The following is a 17,094-nucleotide window of genomic DNA, read 5'->3' as shown; positions in this document are numbered from 1 at the left end:
GTCCTAGGCTGGCACGGTCCGCTGTTCCGCCACCGGGTGGCGCCGTCCGGTCCTGACGCCGCCGTCCGGTCCTGCGGTCGGACGCCGTCACCCGTCCCCGCCCCCAGGAGCACCCCATGAGCCGCCACGTGCCGAGCACCACCCGGCAGGACGGGCAGCCTGCCCGCGGCCTCCGGCGGGACTGGTCGGCGTCGGCGGCCCTGGCGGGCTTCGTGGCCGTCGTCGTCTCCTACTCGGGGCCCGTGCTCTTGGTCCTCGAGGCCGCCCGGGCGGGCGGGCTCAGCCCGGAGCTCACCTCCTCCTGGCTGTGGGCCGTCTCGGTCGGCTCCGGCGTCACCTGCGCCCTCATGAGCCTGTGGACGCGCCAGCCCGTCATGGTGGCGTGGTCCATCCCGGGGGCGGCGCTGCTCATCACCTCGCTCGGCAGCTACTCCTTCTCCGACGCGGTGGGCGCCTACGTGGTCACGGGCGTCCTGGGCGTGACGGGGCTGATCGGCCGGATCCTGGCCGCCGTGCCGAAGCCCATCACCGCCGCCGTCCTGGCCGGCGTGCTCTTCCCCTTCGCCATCAAGGTGGCGGCGGCCGTCGTCGAGAACCCGTGGGTGGCGGGCGCCCTCGTCCTCGGCTACCTCCTGGGCCGGCGGTTCTTCCCCCGCTACGCCGTCTTCGCCGCGCTGGGCCTGGGCGTGCTGACGGCTCTCGTCCGCGGCCGGATCGAGCCCGTGGCCCTGGACCTGTCCCTCACCCAGCCGGTGCTGACCGTGCCCACGTTCTCGTGGGAGGCGATCGCCGGGATCAGCATCCCGCTGCTGATCGTGACCGCGGCCGGGCAGAACGCCCCGGGCCTGGCCATGATGCACACGGCGGGCTACGCCGCCCGCGACCGCCTGCTGCTCGGCGCCTCGGGCGTCGCGTCGGTCGCCTTCGCGCCCTTCGGCAGCCACGCCCTGAACCTCGCGGCCGTCACCGCGGGCATCGCGACCAGCCCCGAGTCCCACCCGGACCTCGGCCGCCGCTACGTGGCCGGGATCTCGTGCGGGGTCTTCTACGTCCTCTTCGGCCTGTTCGCGGACACCCTCGTCGCCGCGTTCGCCGCGATCCCCCCGGGGATGATCACGGCCCTCGCGGGGGTGGCCCTGCTGGGCGCCCTGCAGGGGTCCTTCTTCGACAGCATGCACCCCGGCCGGCACCAGCCGGCGGTCATCGAGGCGGCGCTCATCACCCTGGTGGTCACGGTCTCCGGCATCGCCCCCTACGGCATCGTCTCCCCGTTCTGGGGCATGCTCGCGGGCATCGGGTCGTACGCGATCCTGCGCCGCCCCGCGGCGGCCGCCACCCGCTGAGCACTCCCGCGCGGCTTCGGCGCACCGAATCCCGGGGCCGGCGCCCCGGGTCTACACTCGTCGGGAAGCGAAGGGGAGTAGTTCCCGGGTGCCGTGCACCCGTCGGTCTGTCGCCATCCCGGTCTCGACGAGGAGTCCCGGCAGCCCACCCGTGCCCGCGGGCGAACGAGACCTTCCGGACGACACCGCACCCCGGTCGGACCCCGCGCGCCCCGTGCCGCCCCGGGCCGCGCCGGGCCCGAGGAAGGCCGCATGACACCCGCACCCGACGCCCACGCCCCCACGCCCCGGGGAGACCGCGCCCGCCCGGCCCGGCCCGAGCGCGGACAGATCCGCCGCTGGCGCAAGTACCTCGCGGAGGAGCGCGCCGAGGCGCGGATCTACAGCCTCCTCGCCGCCCGCAGCACCGGCCGGGAGCAGGAGATCCTGCACCAGGTCGCCGAGGCCGAGCAGCGCCACGCCGAGCACTGGGTCCGGCTGCTCGGCCCCCACGCGGAGGCCGAGGCCCGGCCGTCCCTGTACTCCCGGCTGCTGATCTTCCTCGCCACGCACTTCGGCTCCGTCTTCGTCCTGGCCCTGATCCAGCGCGCCGAGAGCCGCTCCCCCTACGACCGGGAGGAGGACGCGTCCGACGCCATGGCGGCCGACGAGGCGGTGCACGAGGAGATCATCCGCGCCCTCGCCACCGAGGGCCGGCACAAGCTCTCCGGCAACTTCCGGGCAGCGGTCTTCGGCGCCAACGACGGCCTCGTGTCCAACCTCGCGCTGGTCATGGGCGTGGGCGCCACCGGCACCTCCCCCGGGATGGTGCTCTTCGCGGGCATCGCCGGCCTGCTCGCGGGAGCGCTGTCCATGGGGGCCGGGGAGTTCGTGTCCGTGCGCTCGCAGCGCGAGCTGCTCGACGCCTCCCAGCCGACCCAGGTGACGCTGCACGTGGCGCCGAACCTGGACCTGGACGCCAACGAGCTCGTGCTGATCTACCGGGCGAGGGGCATGAGCGAGGAGGCCGCCGAGCACCGTGCGGCGGAGCGGCTGGGCTTCTTCGAGTGCGACTGCGATCCCTCCCGGTCGTTCCGCGACACCGTCGAGGACGAGCCGGCGCCGCACTCCACCGTGGCCCTCGGCACCGACCTGGGGGCCGCGGCGTCGAGCTTCTGCTTCTTCGCCTCCGGCGCGATCATCCCGATCCTGCCGTACCTGGCGGGCCTCACCGGGGTCCCCGCGATGCTCGTGGCCCTCGTCCTCGTGGGGCTCGCCCTGCTGGTGACGGGCGGCCTGGTCGGGCTGCTCTCCGGGGCCTCACCCTGGAAGCGCGGGCTGCGCCAGCTGGCCATCGGCTACGGCGCCGCCCTGGCCACGTATCTCCTCGGCCTGCTCTTCAACACGAGCGTCGCCTGACCGGTCGTCACGAAGGCAAACCGAGGCTGTCCTCACTTGAGGGGACATCCCGGGCGGCCGGCGGAGCCCCCGGCTCCGCAGCCGTCCGCGAAACCCCTGGTCGGAGCGGATTCCCTGCCGATTCCGCCGCCCCCGCGCCCCGCCGACGGGCCCACGTTCCGGGGGCGGCCGGCGGCTCAGGGCCCGCCCCGCGAATTCCCCGCGGAAACCGGGTGCGGACGCGGCACCGCGTCGGATAAGGTTGCGATCGTGGTGAGAACCACAGCAATGGGGGAAATTGCACGGATCGGACCGATTCGGACGCACTGGGGGGTGCACCGTCTGCGGCATCCGTGTTCTGAAAGCCGCTCAGCCCACGGCTCTCCTCTGTTGAGGCGTTCAACGCCTGCCGATGGCCGCGGGTCCTCCATGGGAGGCGCATCTCTCCCCGCGCCGGGCGGACTCCTACCGCCCGTTCCCGCGGCCATCGGTCTACACCGCACCACCTCCGCCCCGGTCGTCCCGCTCCGCACGCCGTCCCGGCGCCCTGCCCGCTGGGGCTAGGATCGTAGGGCCGCGCCCGCCGTCGTCGAGACCGGACCGCGCGGCGCACCCGTCATCAGCGCCGAGGAGCCCGCCCATGCCCGCCCAGGGGACCGTCGAACACGTCCTGACCGTCCACTGCCCCGAGGCCCACGGGCTCGTGAGCGCCATCACGTCCAACCTGACGCAGCAGGGCTGCGACATCTTCGACGTGAAGCACTTCTCGGACCGTTTCACCGACGAGTTCTTCATCCGCTGCCACACCGTCAGCGAGGCCGGCACCGCCACCGTGGAGTCCCTGACCGAGGGCTTCGCCCCGGTCGCGGAGCAGCACGACATGCGGTTCCGGCTGGTCTCCGTGCAGCGCCGGACCCGGGTGCTCGTCATGGTGTCCCGCTTCTCCCACTGCCTCACGGACCTGCTGCACCGCACCAGGATCGGCGAGCTGCCCATCGAGATCGTGGCCGTGGTCTCCAACCACCTCGACCACAAGAGCCTCGTGGAGTGGCACGAGGTCCCCTTCCACCACATCCCCGTCACGGCAGCGACCAAGCCGCAGGCCGAGGGCCGGCTGCTCGAGCTCGTGGACCGCTACGACGTCGAGCTGGTCGTGCTGGCCCGCTACATGCAGGTGCTCTCCGACGAGCTGACGCGGGAGCTGTCGGGGAAGTGCATCAACATCCACCACTCCTTCCTGCCCTCGTTCAAGGGCGCCAAGCCCTACCACCAGGCCTACGCCCGGGGCGTGAAGATGGTGGGGGCCACCGCCCACTACGTGACGGCGGACCTCGACGAGGGCCCGATCATCGCCCAGCGCGTCATGCCCGTGGACCACGCCCACACCCCGGCGGACCTCGTGGCGGTGGGCCGCGACGCCGAGATGCAGGCGCTGTCCCGCGCCGTGAAGTGGCACGCCGAGGGCCGCGTGGTGCTCTCCGGCAACCGCACCATCGTCCTGGTCTGACCCGGCCCCCGCGCCCCGGGGCGGCCGGGCGCGCTCATGCGCGGGCGGGCCGGCGGACCGGCGGCGCCGAGCCGTCGGACGCCCCGAGAGGCTCCACCCGGACCGGGGCGCCCGTCTCGAGCGAGTGCTGCGCGGCGTCGGCCACCCGGGAGGCGGCCACGGCGTCGCGGGCCGTGCAGGGGCTGGCGATCTCCCCGCGCACCACCCGCACGAAGGCCGCCATCTCGCGGCGGTAGGCCTCGGCGAAGCGCTCGTGGAACGTGGTGTGCGGGGGCCCGGCCGGGAACCCGACCCCGGGCTCGGCCGAGCGCATCGCCATGTGCTCGTCCATCCCCACGGCCACCGAGCCCTTCGAGCCCTGCAGCTCGAGCCGCACGTCGTGGCCCGCGCCGTTGTAGCGGGTCGCGGCCACGGTGGCCACCGTGCCGTCGTCGAGGGTGAGCACGGCCAGCGCGGTGTCGACATCGCCCACCTCGCCGATCCGGGGGTCCCCGCGGTTGGACCCGCGGGCGTACACCTCGACGACCTCGCGGCCGGTGATCCAGCGGAGGACGTCGACGTCGTGCACGGAGCAGTCCCGGAACAGCCCGCCCGAGGTCGCGAGGAACTCGACCGGCGGCGGGGTCATGTCACCGGTCATCGCGCGCACGGTGTGCAGCCAGCCCAGCTCGCCCGCGGCGTACAGCTCCCGGGCCCGGACGTAGCCGGGGTCGAAGCGGCGCTGGTGACCGATCTGGACCACGCCCTGCACGCGCTCGATCTCGTCGAGCAGGGGCAGCGCCTCCGCCACGGACAGCGCCACCGGCTTCTCGCAGAAGACCGGCAGCCCCGCGGCCAGGCCCGTCCGGATCAGCTCCGGGTGCGTGGCCGTGCCGGTCGCCACGACGAGGCCGTCCACCCCGTCCTCGAGCAGCGACTCGACCGTGGGCTGCGGCACCGCCCCCGTCCGGCCGGCCACGGCGGCCGCCTGCTCGGGCACGGCGTCCACGATGCTCAGCCGCACCGCCGGCTCACCCCCGGGACCGCGCAGGGCGGCGAGGTGGGCGGCGTGCATGGCGCCGATGCGGCCGGCGCCGATCAGTCCGATCCGGACGGTCATGGCGGGGAGTCCTTTCGACGGGGAGGGGTGCGGTGGGACCGACCCCGCGCCCGGAGTTCTCCGGGGGCGCGGGGCCGGGGTCCGGTCAGGCGCGGGGGCGGGCCTGGGACTCGGCCATGTCGGCCTGGACCTGCTGCATCTGCGAAGTGTGCCCGCCGAGCTGCTCGAGCTCGTGGGTGAGCTCCTCCAGCTCGGCGCCGCCGGCCATCTGGGCGGTGAGGTCCCCGAGCAGGATGTCCTTCTTCTCGTAGTAGCCGATGGACCGCCCGCGCTTGAGCAGCAGGAACCGGTCCCCCACGGGGTAGGCGTGGTGCGGGTTGTGGGTGATGAACACCACGCCCAGGCCGCGTTCCTTGGCCTGGAGGATGTAGCGCAGCACCACCCCGGACTGCTTCACGCCCAGGGCCGCGGTGGGCTCGTCCAGGATCAGCACCTTCGCCCCGAAGTGCACCGCGCGGGCGATGGCCACGCACTGGCGCTCCCCACCCGAGAGGGTGCCGATGGGCTGGTCCACGTCGCGCAGGTCGATGCCCATGTCGGCGAGCTCCTGCTTGGTGGTCTCCTTCATCCTCGCCACGTCCAGGCGCTTGAACGGCCCGAACCCGGTGGTGAGCTCGGAGCCCAGGAAGAAGTTGCGCCACACCGGCATCAGCGGGACCACGGCCAGGTCCTGGTACACGGTGGCGATCCCGGCGTCGAGGGCCTGCCGGGGCGAGGTGAAGGTGGTCTCCTCCCCGCCGACCCGCAGGGTCCCGTCGGTGTGCTGGTGGAGTCCGGCGATGATCTTGATCAGGGTGGACTTGCCGGCCCCGTTGTCGCCGAGCACGCAGGTGACCTTCCCGGCGTCGACGGTCATGGTGACCTCGCGCAGGGCGATGATGTTGCCGTAGCGCTTGCCGACGTCCGCGAGCTCCACCAGGGGCGCGGCGGTGTCGGTGGTGGTGCCCGTGGGCGTGTTCTGCGTCGACACGGTGGTCACCTACTTCCTCTCGACGCGCTTGCGCACGTACATGTTCACGATGGTGGCCAGCAGCAGCATCAGGCCCAGGAAGAACTTGAACCAGTCCGGGTTCCACTCGGCGTAGACGATGCCCCGCGACGCGATGCCGAAGATCAGCGCGCCCAGGGCGCCGCCGATCGCGGAGCCGAAGCCGCCGGTGAGCAGGCACCCGCCGATCACGGCGCCGATGATGTAGAGGAACTCGTTGCCGACGCCCTCCCCGGACTGCACGGAGTCGAAGGCGAAGAGGTTGTGCATGCCCAGCAGCCAGCCGCACAGGCCCACGCCCATGAACAGACCGATCTTGGTCTTCGCCACCGGCACGCCCACGGCGCGGGCGGCGTTCTCGTCCCCGCCCACCGCGAAGATCCAGTTGCCGATCCTCGTCTTGAGCAGGATGAACGTGGCGACCGCCACCAGGGCGATCCAGTAGAAGACGGTGATCCGCACGTTCACCCCGGCGATGGTCACCGAGGAGGCGAAGATCGCCTTGGCGGAGTCGAAGCCGTCCATGGTGCTGATCGAGGGCGAGGAGACCGAGCCGCCGATCAGCCGGGTCAGGGCCAGGTTGAGCCCGGTGAGCATGAGGAACGTCGACAGGGTCACGATGAAGGAGGGCAGCTTGGTGCGCATCAGCAGCCAGCCGTTGATCAGCCCGATCGCCAGCGAGGTCAGCAGGGCGATGCCCACCCCGACCCAGACATTGACGGCGAAGAACCAGCTGAACATCGAGGCGGCCAGCGCGGAGGTGATCACGGCCACCCCGGTGGAGAGGTCGAACTCCCCGCCGATCATCAGCAGGGACACCCCCACCACCATGATCCCGATGGTCGAGGCCCCGTACAGCACGGTGGAGATGGACTGGGCCTGGGTGATCGAGGGGGCGGCGACGGCGAAGAACAGCGCCACCACGATCGCCCCGACCAGCGCCCCGATCTCGGGGCGGGCCAGGAAGGTGCCCAGCAGGCCCTTGGTCTGGATGCGCTCGTCGGCCGGGGCCGCGGCGGTGGGCGTGGAGGGGGCTCCGGAGGAGCCGCGGTCCGGCGCCGGTGCGGCGGCCGGTGTACGGGTGGAGGTCATGGTCTTCTGCTCCTGGGTCCCGGGCCCGCTCAGCGGATGCCCTCGTTCGCGTACTCGAGGACGTCCTCGGCGTTCGACGAGTCCACGACGGCGGGACCCGTGAGCGTCGCCTGGCCGCCGCCGATCTTGAAGGCGCCCCGGTGGTTCTGCCACAGGGAGTCCACGGACAGGTAGCCCTGCAGCCACGGCTGCTGGTCGATGGTGAACAGCACGTCGCCGTCGACGACGGCCTGGGCGAGGTCGCCGTTCATGTCGAAGGACGCGACGGTCGCGTCGCTGCCGGCAGACTCCTTCGCCTCGAGCAGGGTCATCGTGTAGGGCGCGCCGAGCCCGATGATCGAGTCGGCCTCCGTCGAGGCCTGCAGCTTGGCCGTGGCGGTCGAGGACACCTGGGTCATGTCCGTGCCCTGCACGTAGAGGATCTCCGTCTCGGGCAGCGCCTCCTTGACGCCGGCGCACCGGGCCTCGAGGCCCACGTGGCCCTGCTCCTGGATCACGCAGATCGGGTGCTGCAGGCCCTCCTCCTTGAGCCGCTCCCCCGCCGTCTGCCCGGCCAGCTGCTCGTCGGACCCGAAGTGCGCGAACGCGCCGAGGTCCTCGAACTCGTTCTCGCCGGCGTTGAGGGTCACCACCGGGATGCCGGCCTCCTCGGCCTGGGCCAGCACGTCCCGCAGGGCGTCGGGCTTGGCCAGGGTCACGGCGATCCCGTCGACGCCCTGGTCGATGTACTGCTGCACGAGCTGGGCCTGGCGCCCGCCCTCGGGATCGGAGGCGTAGAGGAACTCCACGTTGTCCTTCGCCGAGGCCTCCTCGGCGCCCGCGCGGATCCGGTCCCAGAACGTGTCGCCCGGGGCGGCGTGCGTGATCATGGCGATCTTGATCTGCTCGGTCTGGGCCGCCTGGCCACCGCCGCCCTCGCCCGCGGCCGTGGTCTCCCGGCCGCCCTCGGACGAGCAGCCGGCGAGCGCCATGGCCGGGACCAGCAGGGCGGCGGCCGCCAGGAGACGCCGGGGCGCCCTGGGCCGCAGGCTCTCGGGGGAAGGACGTCGTGCACTCATGGGAATTTCTCCTCGTGTCGTTGCGGGGCCTCGCGCCTCGGGGCGCCGCCTCGGCCGTCCGCTTGGGGATCATCCTGGGTGACCCGGATCACAGATGTCAATAGAATGTATGGACATATTCACATCTCCCCCTTCACAATGGAGGAAGTCGGCGGTCCCGCCCGCTCGGTTCCACTCCTTGGAGGTCCACCATGTCCGGCCCACTCCGTCTCACGGTCGACAAGACCTCCCCCGTGCCCCTCTACCACCAGGTGGCGCAGGGGCTGGAGGACGCGATCCGCAGCGGTGAGCTGCCCCCGGGAACCAAGCTGGACAACGAGATCGACCTCGCCAACCGGCTCAACCTGTCCCGGCCCACCATGCGCAAGGCCATGGACCAGCTCGTGCGCGCCGGGCTGCTGGTGCGCAAGCGCGGTGTGGGCACCCAGGTGGTGGGCAGCCAGGTCCGCCGCTCGCTCGAGCTGACCAGCCTGCACGAGGACCTCCAGCGCAGCGGGGGCAGTCCCAGCACGGACGTGCTGGACTTCGCGCGGATCCCTGCCGACGACGAGGTGGCGCTGCTGCTGGGCATCGCGCCGGGCGACGAGGTCTACCACCTCGTGCGCCTGCGCGGCACGGACGGCGAGCCGCTGGCCCTGATGGAGAACTGGATCCCCTGCGCGCTGTGCGAGCTCACCCGCGAGCAGCTCGAGCAGGAAGGGCTGTACTCCCTCATGCGCGGCCAGGGCGTCAACTTCCAGCTGGCCCACCAGCGGGTGGGCGCCGTCTCGGCCGACGCGTTCCAGGCGGAGCAGCTGGGCGTCGAGCCCGGCGCCGCGCTGGTCAGCATGCACCGCACCGCCATGGACGACCTCGGCCGGCAGGTGGAGACCGGCCGGCACGTGTACCGGGCCGACAAGTACACCTTCGAGCTGACCCTCGTCCAGCGCTGAGCGCCGGACCACCGCCTCGGCCCGAGACCACCGCACGACGACGACACCGGAAGGCACACCGACCCATGCACACCGACAGCCCCCGCCCCGAATGGGTCCACCCCAAGGACTCCGCCGCCCAGGACGGCTGGTTCGTCTCCCTGGGCGGCCACGACTCCGCCGCCGAGGTCCCCGGCTGGGCCCACACGGGCCTGCGCGTGGCCGACCTCGGCCCGGGCGGACGGATCCACCTGGACGCCGCCGAGGAGGAGCGCATCGTGGTGCCCCTGGCGGGGAGCTTCACCGCCGAGACGGGCGGCGAGCGCTACGACCTCGCCGGCCGGCCGTCGGTCTTCGCCGGCCCCACCGACGTCCTCTACACCGGGATCCGCCGGGACCTGACCGTGTCCACCGCCACCGGCGGCCGGGTGGCCGTGGCCTCGGCGCCCGCCCGCGCGGAGCACCCGACGCGGCTCGTGACCCGCGAGGAGATCCCGGTGGAGCTGCGCGGGGCGGGGAACTGCTCGCGCCAGGTGCACAACTTCGGCACGCCCGCCGCGCTGGAGGCCGACCGGTTCATCGTGTGCGAGGTGCTCACCCCGGCCGGCAACTGGTCCTCCTACCCGCCGCACAAGCACGACGAGGAGAAGGACGGGGAGACCGCCCTGGAGGAGATCTACTACTTCGAGACGCAGCTCGCCGAGGGCATGCCCGCGCCGGAGGGCGGCGGCACCGACCCCATGGGCTACCAGCGGGTCTACGCCTCGGACGACCGCCCCATCGACGTCAGCGCCGAGGTGCGCTCCGGCGACGTCGTCCTGGTGCCCTACGGCTGGCACGGGCCCGCCATGGCGACCCCCGGCTACGACCTGTACTACCTCAACGTCATGGCCGGGCCGGGCCGGGTGCGGGAGTGGCTGATCAGCGACGACCCCCACCACGGCTGGATCCGCCGGACCTGGGACGAGTCGGCCGTCGACCCCCGGCTGCCCTTCGGCCGCTGACCGGTTCCGTGCCGATCCGTCCGGGCGACGGCACCCGGAGTCGTCCCCCGGACGACGGGACCGCCCGCACATGGAGCCGCCGGCTCGCGCTGCTCGTGTCCACCGTGCTGTTCATGGAGCACCTCGACGGCACGATCCTCGTCACCGCGGCGCCGAGCATCGCGGCCGATCTCGGCGTCGGCAGCGCCGAGATCGGCCTCGCGATGACCGTCTACCTCGTCACGGTGGCCACGTTCATCCCCGTGGGCGGCTGGCTCGCCGGCCGATTCGGGCCCCGGCGGGTGTTCTGCGCATCCATTGTCGTCTTCACGCTCGCCTCCCTCCTGTGCGCTGCCGGCAGCAGCCTCCCGGCACTGGTGGCGGCGCGGGTCCTTCAGGGCCTCGGCGGGGCCATGATGGTCCCGGTCGGGCAGCTCATCGTCCTGCGCGCCACGGACCGGCGCGATCTGCTGCGGGCCATCGCATGGATCACGTGGCCGGCGCTGCTCGCGCCCGTGCTGGCCCCGCTCGTGGGCGGGCTGCTGACCTCCTGGGCGAGCTGGCACTGGATCTTCCTGATCAACGTCCCGGTGGGCGCGGCGGCCCTCGTCGCGGCGCTGCGGCTCGTCCGCGACACGGAGACCGAACGCCGGTCCCTCGACGTGCCGGGGCTGCTGTGGTGCACGGTCGCCGTGTTCGGCCTGGTCGCCGGTCTGCAGCTCGTCCCGCACGCCGGATGGGCCGGCGCCGCGGTCGGGCTGCTGTGCGTCGCGGCCCTCAGCGGAGCCGTCGCCGTGCGCTGGCTGCTGCGCGCCGCGAACCCCCTGCTGGACCTTCGGGTCTACCGGATCGCCGGCTACCGGGCGGCGAACTCGGGCGGCTTGGTCTACCGGGCGGTCGTCAGCTCGGTCCCGTTCCTGCTGCCGCTGCTGCTCCAGGACGGATTCGGCCGGTCGCCCGTGGAGTCCGGTCTGCTCGTCACCGCGGTGTTCCTCGGCAACGTGGGCGTCAAGCCGGCCACCACCCCGCTGCTGCGCCGGTTCGGGTTCCGCACCGTCCTCATCGCCTCCGTGTCCGGCGGTGCGGTCTGCATCGCGACGTTCCTGCTCCTGGCTCCGGGCACGCCCCTGTGGCTCGTCACCCTGCTGCTGCTGGCCAGCGGGGCGCTGCGCTCGATCGGATTCACCGCCTACAACTCCCTGCAGTTCGCCGACGTGGAACCGGCGCAGATCTCTTCGGCGAACACCCTGTCCGCCACCAGCGCGCAACTGGCCACCGGGCTGGGGATCGCCGTGGGAGCCCTCGTCCTGCAGCTGGCCTCGGCCGCTGCCGGAATTCTCCCCGAGGCCGGAGACCTGCTCCCGTACCGGGCGGCCTTCGCCATCATGGCAACCCTGCTCCTGCTGCCCCTGGTCAGTGCGCTGCGGCTCCCACCCTCGGTGGCCGAGCACGTCAGCGGGCACGCCACCACCGTCCCGGCGCCACCCCGCACCCCTTCAGGAAAGAGGACACCATGACCGCTCTTACCGAACGCCCGCTCAGCGACGCCACGACCCTGCCGGCCCTCGGCTTCGGCACCTTCCCGCACGAAGAGGCGGACTTCGCCGCAGTCACCGAGCACGCCCTGGACGTGGGCTACCGGCTGCTGGACACCGCCCTGAGCTAGGAGGCCACCGGGGTGACTCCGGCGGTGAACCAGATCGAGATGCACCCCTATTTCGGACAGCGCCCGCAGCGACAGTTCCACGCCGAGCACGGCATCCTCACACAGAGCTGGAGCCCGCTCGGGCGGGGCGGGGCCCTGCTGGCCGAACCGGCACTGGAGGAGATCGCCCGCGCCCACGGCGTCGGGACCGGTCAGGTCGTGCTGCGCTGGCACGTCCAGCAGGGGGTCGTCCCGATCCGCACCTCCGCGAACCCGGAGCGACGCCGCGTCAACCGGGAACTGGATTTCGAGCTCAGTCCCGAGCAGATGGCCGCCGTCGACAGGTTGGAGCAGGGTCGCATCTGGGGCCAGGACCCCGAGGAGTACGAGGAGTTCTGAGCCCCCGCTCCACCGGCCCAGATGCGCGACAGGGCCCCCTCCACCCGGAGGGGGCCCTGTCGTCGTCCGTGGACGGTGTCAGCGCAGGGCGCCGACGGACGCGGCGGCGTCCTTCAGGACGCCGGCGGCGATCTCGAGGCCCTCGATCCGGCCCAGGGAGGTGTCCTCGTGCTCGATGTTGACGGCCATGTCCGGGTCGACCTCGTGCAGCGCGGTGAGGAACTCGGCCCAGTAGGCGGTGTCGTGGCCGCGGCCCAGCGCCACGAAGTCCCACGCGGAGTCCTTCGGCCACTCGTTGGCCCACTCGTCGCCGCCGAGGTTGGTGCGGTCCTCCTCGGCGGAGAGGCGGCGGAAGCTGTTGTCCAGCACCCCGTAGAGCGCGGCGTTGTCCTTGTTGATCCGCACGTCCTTCGCGGCCGCGTGGAAGATCAGCGGGCCGAGCTCGCGGACCACGGCGACCGGATCCATCTGCTGCCAGAACAGGTGCGAGGCGTCGAGCTCCACCCCCACGTGGGTGGCACCGGTCAGCTCGACGAGCTTGCGGACATCGGCGGTGTTGAACACGACGTTCTGCGGGTGCAGCTCCAGGGCCACCTTCACGCCGTGGTCGGCGGCGAGGCGGTCGGTCTCCCGCCAGAAGTCGGCCACGATTCCCCACTGGTAGTCGAGCACGTCCAGGGAGGCGGAGTTCCAGGCGTTGACGACCCAGTTGGGCACGGTGGCCCCGGGCTCCCCGCCGGGCAGCCCGGACATGGTGACCACCCGGGTCTGGCCCAGCCGCTCGGCCAGCCGGATGGAGCGGCGGATGTCCTCGGCGTGCTTCTCCCCGATGGCACGCTTGGGGTGCAGCGGGTTGCCGTTGCAGTTCAGCCCGGCCATCGACACGCCGGTGCCCTCGAAGATCGCGAGATAGTCGTCGCGGGCGGCGTCGCTCTCGAGGATCTGGTCCATGTCCGGGACGTGGACGGCCGGCAGGAATCCACCGGTGTTGATCTCGATGCCGGTCAGGCCGAGGTCGGCGATGACCTTCAGGGCCTCCGGGAGCGGGCGGTCGTGCAGGATCGCGTTGTAGACGCCGAGCTTCACAGGACGACCTTCTTTCCGTGGTGGGTGGCGGACTCCACGGCCGCCCCCAGGATCTCCATGTTGTGCACGCCGTCCGCGAAGGAGGCGTTGCGCGGCAGTGAAACGGACTCGTCGAGACCTGCGACCTCCTCGAGGAAGGCGCGGGCCTGGTAGCCGAAGGCGTCGTTCTGGCCGAAGCCGACGCCGGGGGCGTCCATGGCCAGTCCTCCTCCGATGTAGGGGTGGCCGGGGCCGAGGTTGACGGTGCGGTAGCCGTTGGTGGCCTCGGGCCCCTCGTGGAGGAACAGCTCGATCTCGGCCGGGCGCAGCTGGTTGAACCGGGCCGCGCCCTTCTCGCAGAACACCTCGAAGGTCAGGGTGTTGGGGTGCCCGGCCGCCACCCGGGAGACCTCGAGGCTGCCGGCGCCGGAGGCGAACTCCGCGGAGTAGGCGGCGTAGTCGTCGTTCTCGACCGGCTCGTGGACGTCGCTGACCTCCACCAGGTGGTGGCCGGTCACCGCGCCCAGGGGCAGGGGGCGTTCGGTGATGGTGGTGGCCAGGCGTCCGCCGGACACGGAGGCGATGTCGCCGCAGAGGAACTCCGCGACGTAGGCCAGGTGGCTGCCGACGTCGGCCAGGGCGCCGGAGCCCGGGCCGCCCTTGTAGCGCCAGCTCATCGGGGCCTTGGGGTTGAACCCGTAGTCGGTCCAGTACCGGCCGCTGAAGTGCAGCACCTTCCCCAGGGTGCCGCCCTGGATGAGGTCGCGGATCGCGGCGATGCCGGGGGTGCGCCGGAAGGTGAAGCCGATCCGGGCGACGGACTCCGCCTGCTCGGCGGCGGCGGCCATGGCGCGGGCGTCCTCGAGGGTGTCGCTGAGCGGCTTCTCGCACAGCACGTGCTTGCCCGCCTCCAGCAGGCCCTCGACCGCCCGGCGGTGGAAGCGGTTCGCGATCACGACGCTGACCACGTCGATCTCCGGGTCCTCCGCGACCGCCTCCCAGGACCCGACGGCCTTCTGGTAGCCGTAGCGGCGGGCCACGTGCGCCCCCAGGGTCTCGTTGACGTCGCCGACGGCCACGTAGCGCAGCGGGGGCAGGACGGGGTCGTAGAGCGTGGGGGCCACGCGGTAGGCGGCCGCGTGGGCCTGGCCTGCCATGCCGGCGCCGATGACGGCGATGCCGATGCTGTCGGTCATGTTTCTCTCCTGGACTGGGGACGGGACGGGGACGGTTCGGGAAAGGGGACGAACACGCACGAAGAGCGGCCGTCGCTCCGGGCCCTGTGGCACCGGTCACGATTGGAGCGCTCCAACGAGCGTAGGATCTTCTGCGGACCGGGTCAAGAGATTTGTCAGGACAAATTCGGGAGAGCGATCGGGGACAATGCTGTGGTGAACACTCGACCGCCCACCATCTACGACGTCGCCCGGAGCGCGGGCGTCTCCAAGTCCTTGGTGTCCCTCGTCCTGCGCGGCTCCCCCAGCGTCTCCGAGGCCCGGCGGACCGCCGTCCTGGAGGCGGTGGAGCGGCTGGGCTACCGCCCCAGCCAGGCCGCCGCGGCGCTGGCCGGGGCGACGACGCGCACCATCGGGGTGGTCATCGACGACTGGCGGAACCTGTGGTTCGTGGAGCTGCTGCGCGGTCTGCAGGAGGGCCTGGCGCCGCACGGGCTGCGGATCGCGGTCGCCGACCACACGCTCAACGCGCACGTGGAGGCGCACCCGCTGGACGGCTTCCTGTCGATGCGCGTCGACGGGCTGGTGATCGCCACCGAGCCGACCGGGGCCATGCGCGTGCCCGAGGGACTGCCCGTCGTGGTGGCCGGCCACCGGGAGGGCGTGGTGCCGGGTGCCGAGGTCGTCGCCAACGACGACCGGCTCGGCGCGCGCCTGGCGACGGAGCACCTGATCGGCCTCGGCCACCGCGGCATCGGCCACCTCACGGGCGGCGGCGGAGCGGCCCGGCTGCGGGCGGAGGGCTTCGCGGCGGCGATGGCCGCGGCCGGCCTCGAGCCCCGCACCGTCGCCGGGCACGGTGCCACCACGGAGGAGGACGGCTACGCCGCCGCGGTGCGCCTGCTCGACGCCGTCCCGGAGACCACGGCGGTCTTCGCCGCCAACGACACCATGGCCATGGGGGCGCTCGCGGCGGCCGGTGAGCGCGGGCTGCGCGTGCCGCAGGAGCTCTCGGTGGTCGGCTACGACGACTCCCCCATCGCCTCCACCCATCTCCTGCGGCTGACCACCGTCGACAGCCGCAACGCGGAGATCGGCGCGGTGGCCGCCGAGCGGCTGGTGGCCCGGATCGGCGGGGGCCCGGACACGGGGGCGGCGGTCCTGCTCGAGCCGGAGCTGGTCGTCCGCGGCTCCACGGCGGCACCCCGCGCGACCGGGTGACGGCGGGGCCCCGCGAGCGCCCCGCCGCCGCGCCGGGGAAACGGGTCAGGTTTTCGACGGCTTTTTACTTGCTGGAGANCGTCGTGTTCAAAAAGGACCTCGAAAAGGGCCCTCGCCCCGCCGCGCCCTGACGCCGGCCCCCGCTGCTGCTCAGGCGCGGGCGGCCACCGGTGCCGTGCTGTAGAGCTCCGGCTTCGGCTGCATCCGCACGGGCACGATCTCCCCGCTGGCCTGCGCCCGGACGCCGGCCTCGCAGCACGCGGCCGTGGCGTAGCCGTCCCATGCGGAGGGCCCGCCGATCTGCCCGCGCGCGGCGGCGTCGACCCACGCCTGGATCTCGCGGTCGTAGGCCTCGACGAAGCGCTCCTCGAAGCCCGGGGTGACGCTGCCGCCCCAGGTGCCGGCCGTGCGGACGTAGGGTTCGGTGTCGCCGCCGATGCCCACCACGCCGGTCTCGAAGGACGCCTGCGTGGCGACCTGGTAGCCGAACTGCGCGTTGACGTAGGCCTCGACCTGGGCGAGGATCCCGGACTCGGTCTCCATGAGCACCAGCTGCGGGTCCTTCTGGCCCTCCGGGGCGTTGCGGGTGGAGCGCCCGATCCGGACCTGGACCGAGGTGATCTCCTCCCCGGTGAAGAAGCGCACGGCGTCGAACTCGTGCACCACGGAGTCGTTGATGATCATCTCGTTGGTGAACCCGGGCGGGGTGGTCGGGTTGCGGTGCTGGTGGTGCAGGGTCAGCAGCTCCCCGTAGGTCTGCTCCTCGATCATCCGGCGCAGGGCGAGATAGCCCGCGTCGAAGCGGCGCATGAAGCCGACCTGGATCAGCTGCCGGCCGGCGGCGACCTCGGCCTCGACCACGCGCCAGGAGGACTCCGCGTCCGGGGTCAGCGGCTTCTCGCACAGCGTGGGCAGCCCGTGCTCGATCGCGGACAGCAGCACCTGCTCGTGCAGGAACCCGGGAGTGGCGATGAGGGCGGCGTCGATGTCGTCCCGGTCGAGCACCTCCTGGAAGTCGGTGTGGGCCACCGCGCCGGGGATGTGGGCGATGGCGGCCTCGGCCCGGGCCCGGTCGATGTCGACGACGGCGGCGATCTCGGCGCCGTTGATCCGGCGGTGGATGCGCTCGATGTGGTCGGCGCCCATGCGGCCGGCTCCGACGACGGCTACGCGCAGCGGGGTGTTCATGGTGTTCTCCTTCCGTTTTCGCCATACTTTTTGTTCGTCCATG

The 17,094-nt window shown here is 72.5% G+C and carries 16 protein-coding genes; 9 read left to right on the top strand and 7 right to left on the bottom strand.

Going from position 1 to position 17,094, the window contains the following annotated elements:
• The first annotated feature begins 116 nt into the window (after positions 1-116).
• From H488_RS21475 to purU, 3 genes are all read left to right on the top strand, one after another.
• Positions 117-1,343: a benzoate/H(+) symporter BenE family transporter gene (locus tag H488_RS21475; protein ID WP_017832145.1), complete on the top strand. Its 1,227-nt coding sequence runs from the start codon at positions 117-119 to the stop codon at positions 1,341-1,343.
• 252 nt (positions 1,344-1,595) lie between these two features.
• The gene (locus H488_RS21470) at positions 1,596-2,741 is read left to right on the top strand and encodes a VIT1/CCC1 transporter family protein (protein WP_017832144.1); all 1,146 of its coding nucleotides are present in this window, start codon (positions 1,596-1,598) and stop codon (positions 2,739-2,741) included.
• Positions 2,742-3,360: 619 nt separating this feature from the next.
• Entirely contained in the window at positions 3,361-4,227 is an 867-nt protein-coding gene (gene purU / locus H488_RS21465) for a formyltetrahydrofolate deformylase (RefSeq protein WP_017832143.1), read from the top strand.
• A gap of 34 nt (positions 4,228-4,261) precedes the next feature.
• Here purU and H488_RS21460 read toward each other — a convergent pair whose 3' ends face one another.
• The 4 genes from H488_RS21460 to H488_RS21445 form a co-directional block, all read right to left on the bottom strand.
• Positions 4,262-5,326: a Gfo/Idh/MocA family protein gene (locus H488_RS21460; protein WP_017832142.1), complete on the bottom strand. Its 1,065-nt coding sequence runs from the start codon at positions 5,324-5,326 to the stop codon at positions 4,262-4,264.
• An 85-nt stretch (positions 5,327-5,411) separates the two neighbouring features.
• On the bottom strand, positions 5,412-6,296 hold the full coding sequence (locus H488_RS21455) for an ATP-binding cassette domain-containing protein (protein WP_370658532.1): 885 nt from the start codon (positions 6,294-6,296) through the stop codon (positions 5,412-5,414).
• A gap of 9 nt (positions 6,297-6,305) precedes the next feature.
• Positions 6,306-7,406, bottom strand: a complete 1,101-nt coding sequence (locus tag H488_RS21450) for an ABC transporter permease (RefSeq protein WP_017832140.1) — start codon at positions 7,404-7,406, stop codon at positions 6,306-6,308.
• Between the two features lie 29 nt (positions 7,407-7,435).
• On the bottom strand, positions 7,436-8,464 hold the full coding sequence (locus H488_RS21445; protein WP_109243256.1) for a substrate-binding domain-containing protein: 1,029 nt from the start codon (positions 8,462-8,464) through the stop codon (positions 7,436-7,438).
• Between the two features lie 191 nt (positions 8,465-8,655).
• On the opposite strand from H488_RS21445, the gene H488_RS21440 reads away from it, so the two are divergent.
• From H488_RS21440 to H488_RS0117810, 5 genes are all read left to right on the top strand, one after another.
• A complete protein-coding gene (locus tag H488_RS21440) occupies positions 8,656-9,396 on the top strand; it encodes a GntR family transcriptional regulator (protein ID WP_017832138.1) in 741 nt (246 codons plus the stop codon).
• 65 nt (positions 9,397-9,461) lie between these two features.
• Positions 9,462-10,379, top strand: coding sequence for a 5-deoxy-glucuronate isomerase (gene iolB, locus H488_RS21435; RefSeq protein WP_017832137.1), 918 nt, complete (start codon positions 9,462-9,464; stop codon positions 10,377-10,379).
• An 8-nt stretch (positions 10,380-10,387) separates the two neighbouring features.
• Entirely contained in the window at positions 10,388-11,875 is a 1,488-nt protein-coding gene (locus H488_RS21430) for an MFS transporter (protein WP_017832136.1), read from the top strand.
• Positions 11,872-12,024, top strand: coding sequence for a hypothetical protein (locus tag H488_RS37780; RefSeq protein ID WP_017832135.1), 153 nt, complete (start codon positions 11,872-11,874; stop codon positions 12,022-12,024). The genes H488_RS21430 and H488_RS37780 overlap by 4 nt, the downstream gene beginning before the upstream one ends.
• Before the next feature lie 12 nt (positions 12,025-12,036).
• Positions 12,037-12,402: an aldo/keto reductase gene (locus H488_RS0117810; protein WP_017832134.1), complete on the top strand. Its 366-nt coding sequence runs from the start codon at positions 12,037-12,039 to the stop codon at positions 12,400-12,402.
• Between the two features lie 78 nt (positions 12,403-12,480).
• On the opposite strand, the gene H488_RS21425 is transcribed toward H488_RS0117810, so the two are convergent.
• Entirely contained in the window at positions 12,481-13,488 is a 1,008-nt protein-coding gene (locus H488_RS21425; RefSeq protein ID WP_017832133.1) for a sugar phosphate isomerase/epimerase family protein, read from the bottom strand.
• Entirely contained in the window at positions 13,485-14,663 is a 1,179-nt protein-coding gene (locus H488_RS21420; RefSeq protein WP_017832132.1) for a Gfo/Idh/MocA family protein, read from the bottom strand. The genes H488_RS21425 and H488_RS21420 overlap by 4 nt, the downstream gene beginning before the upstream one ends.
• Positions 14,664-14,855: 192 nt before the next feature.
• On the opposite strand from H488_RS21420, the gene H488_RS21415 reads away from it, so the two are divergent.
• On the top strand, positions 14,856-15,863 hold the full coding sequence (locus H488_RS21415) for a LacI family DNA-binding transcriptional regulator (RefSeq protein ID WP_017832131.1): 1,008 nt from the start codon (positions 14,856-14,858) through the stop codon (positions 15,861-15,863).
• Between the two features lie 150 nt (positions 15,864-16,013).
• On the opposite strand, the gene H488_RS21410 is transcribed toward H488_RS21415, so the two are convergent.
• On the bottom strand, positions 16,014-17,051 hold the full coding sequence (locus H488_RS21410) for a Gfo/Idh/MocA family protein (protein ID WP_017832130.1): 1,038 nt from the start codon (positions 17,049-17,051) through the stop codon (positions 16,014-16,016).
• Positions 17,052-17,094 lie beyond the last annotated feature (43 nt).

Origin of the sequence: Kocuria sp. UCD-OTCP, from assembly GCF_000349605.1 — a bacterium.
Classification (GTDB): domain Bacteria; phylum Actinomycetota; class Actinomycetes; order Actinomycetales; family Micrococcaceae; genus Kocuria; species Kocuria rosea.
This window is presented reverse-complemented; position numbering and strand designations above follow the sequence as displayed.

Bases quoted from the DNA above. Each gene is read 5' to 3' on its own strand.
- H488_RS21475 (WP_017832145.1), top strand. From the start codon at position 117: ATGAGCCGCCACGTGCCGAGCACCACCCGGCAGGACGGGCAGCCTGCC.
- H488_RS21470 (WP_017832144.1), top strand. From the start codon at position 1,596: ATGACACCCGCACCCGACGCCCACGCCCCCACGCCCCGGGGAGACCGC.
- purU (WP_017832143.1), top strand. From the start codon at position 3,361: ATGCCCGCCCAGGGGACCGTCGAACACGTCCTGACCGTCCACTGCCCC.
- H488_RS21460 (WP_017832142.1), bottom strand. From the start codon at position 5,326: ATGACCGTCCGGATCGGACTGATCGGCGCCGGCCGCATCGGCGCCATG.
- H488_RS21450 (WP_017832140.1), bottom strand. From the start codon at position 7,406: ATGACCTCCACCCGTACACCGGCCGCCGCACCGGCGCCGGACCGCGGC.
- H488_RS21445 (WP_109243256.1), bottom strand. From the start codon at position 8,464: ATGAGTGCACGACGTCCTTCCCCCGAGAGCCTGCGGCCCAGGGCGCCC.
- H488_RS21440 (WP_017832138.1), top strand. From the start codon at position 8,656: ATGTCCGGCCCACTCCGTCTCACGGTCGACAAGACCTCCCCCGTGCCC.
- iolB (WP_017832137.1), top strand. From the start codon at position 9,462: ATGCACACCGACAGCCCCCGCCCCGAATGGGTCCACCCCAAGGACTCC.
- H488_RS37780 (WP_017832135.1), top strand. From the start codon at position 11,872: ATGACCGCTCTTACCGAACGCCCGCTCAGCGACGCCACGACCCTGCCG.
- H488_RS21420 (WP_017832132.1), bottom strand. From the start codon at position 14,663: ATGACCGACAGCATCGGCATCGCCGTCATCGGCGCCGGCATGGCAGGC.
- H488_RS21410 (WP_017832130.1), bottom strand. From the start codon at position 17,051: ATGAACACCCCGCTGCGCGTAGCCGTCGTCGGAGCCGGCCGCATGGGC.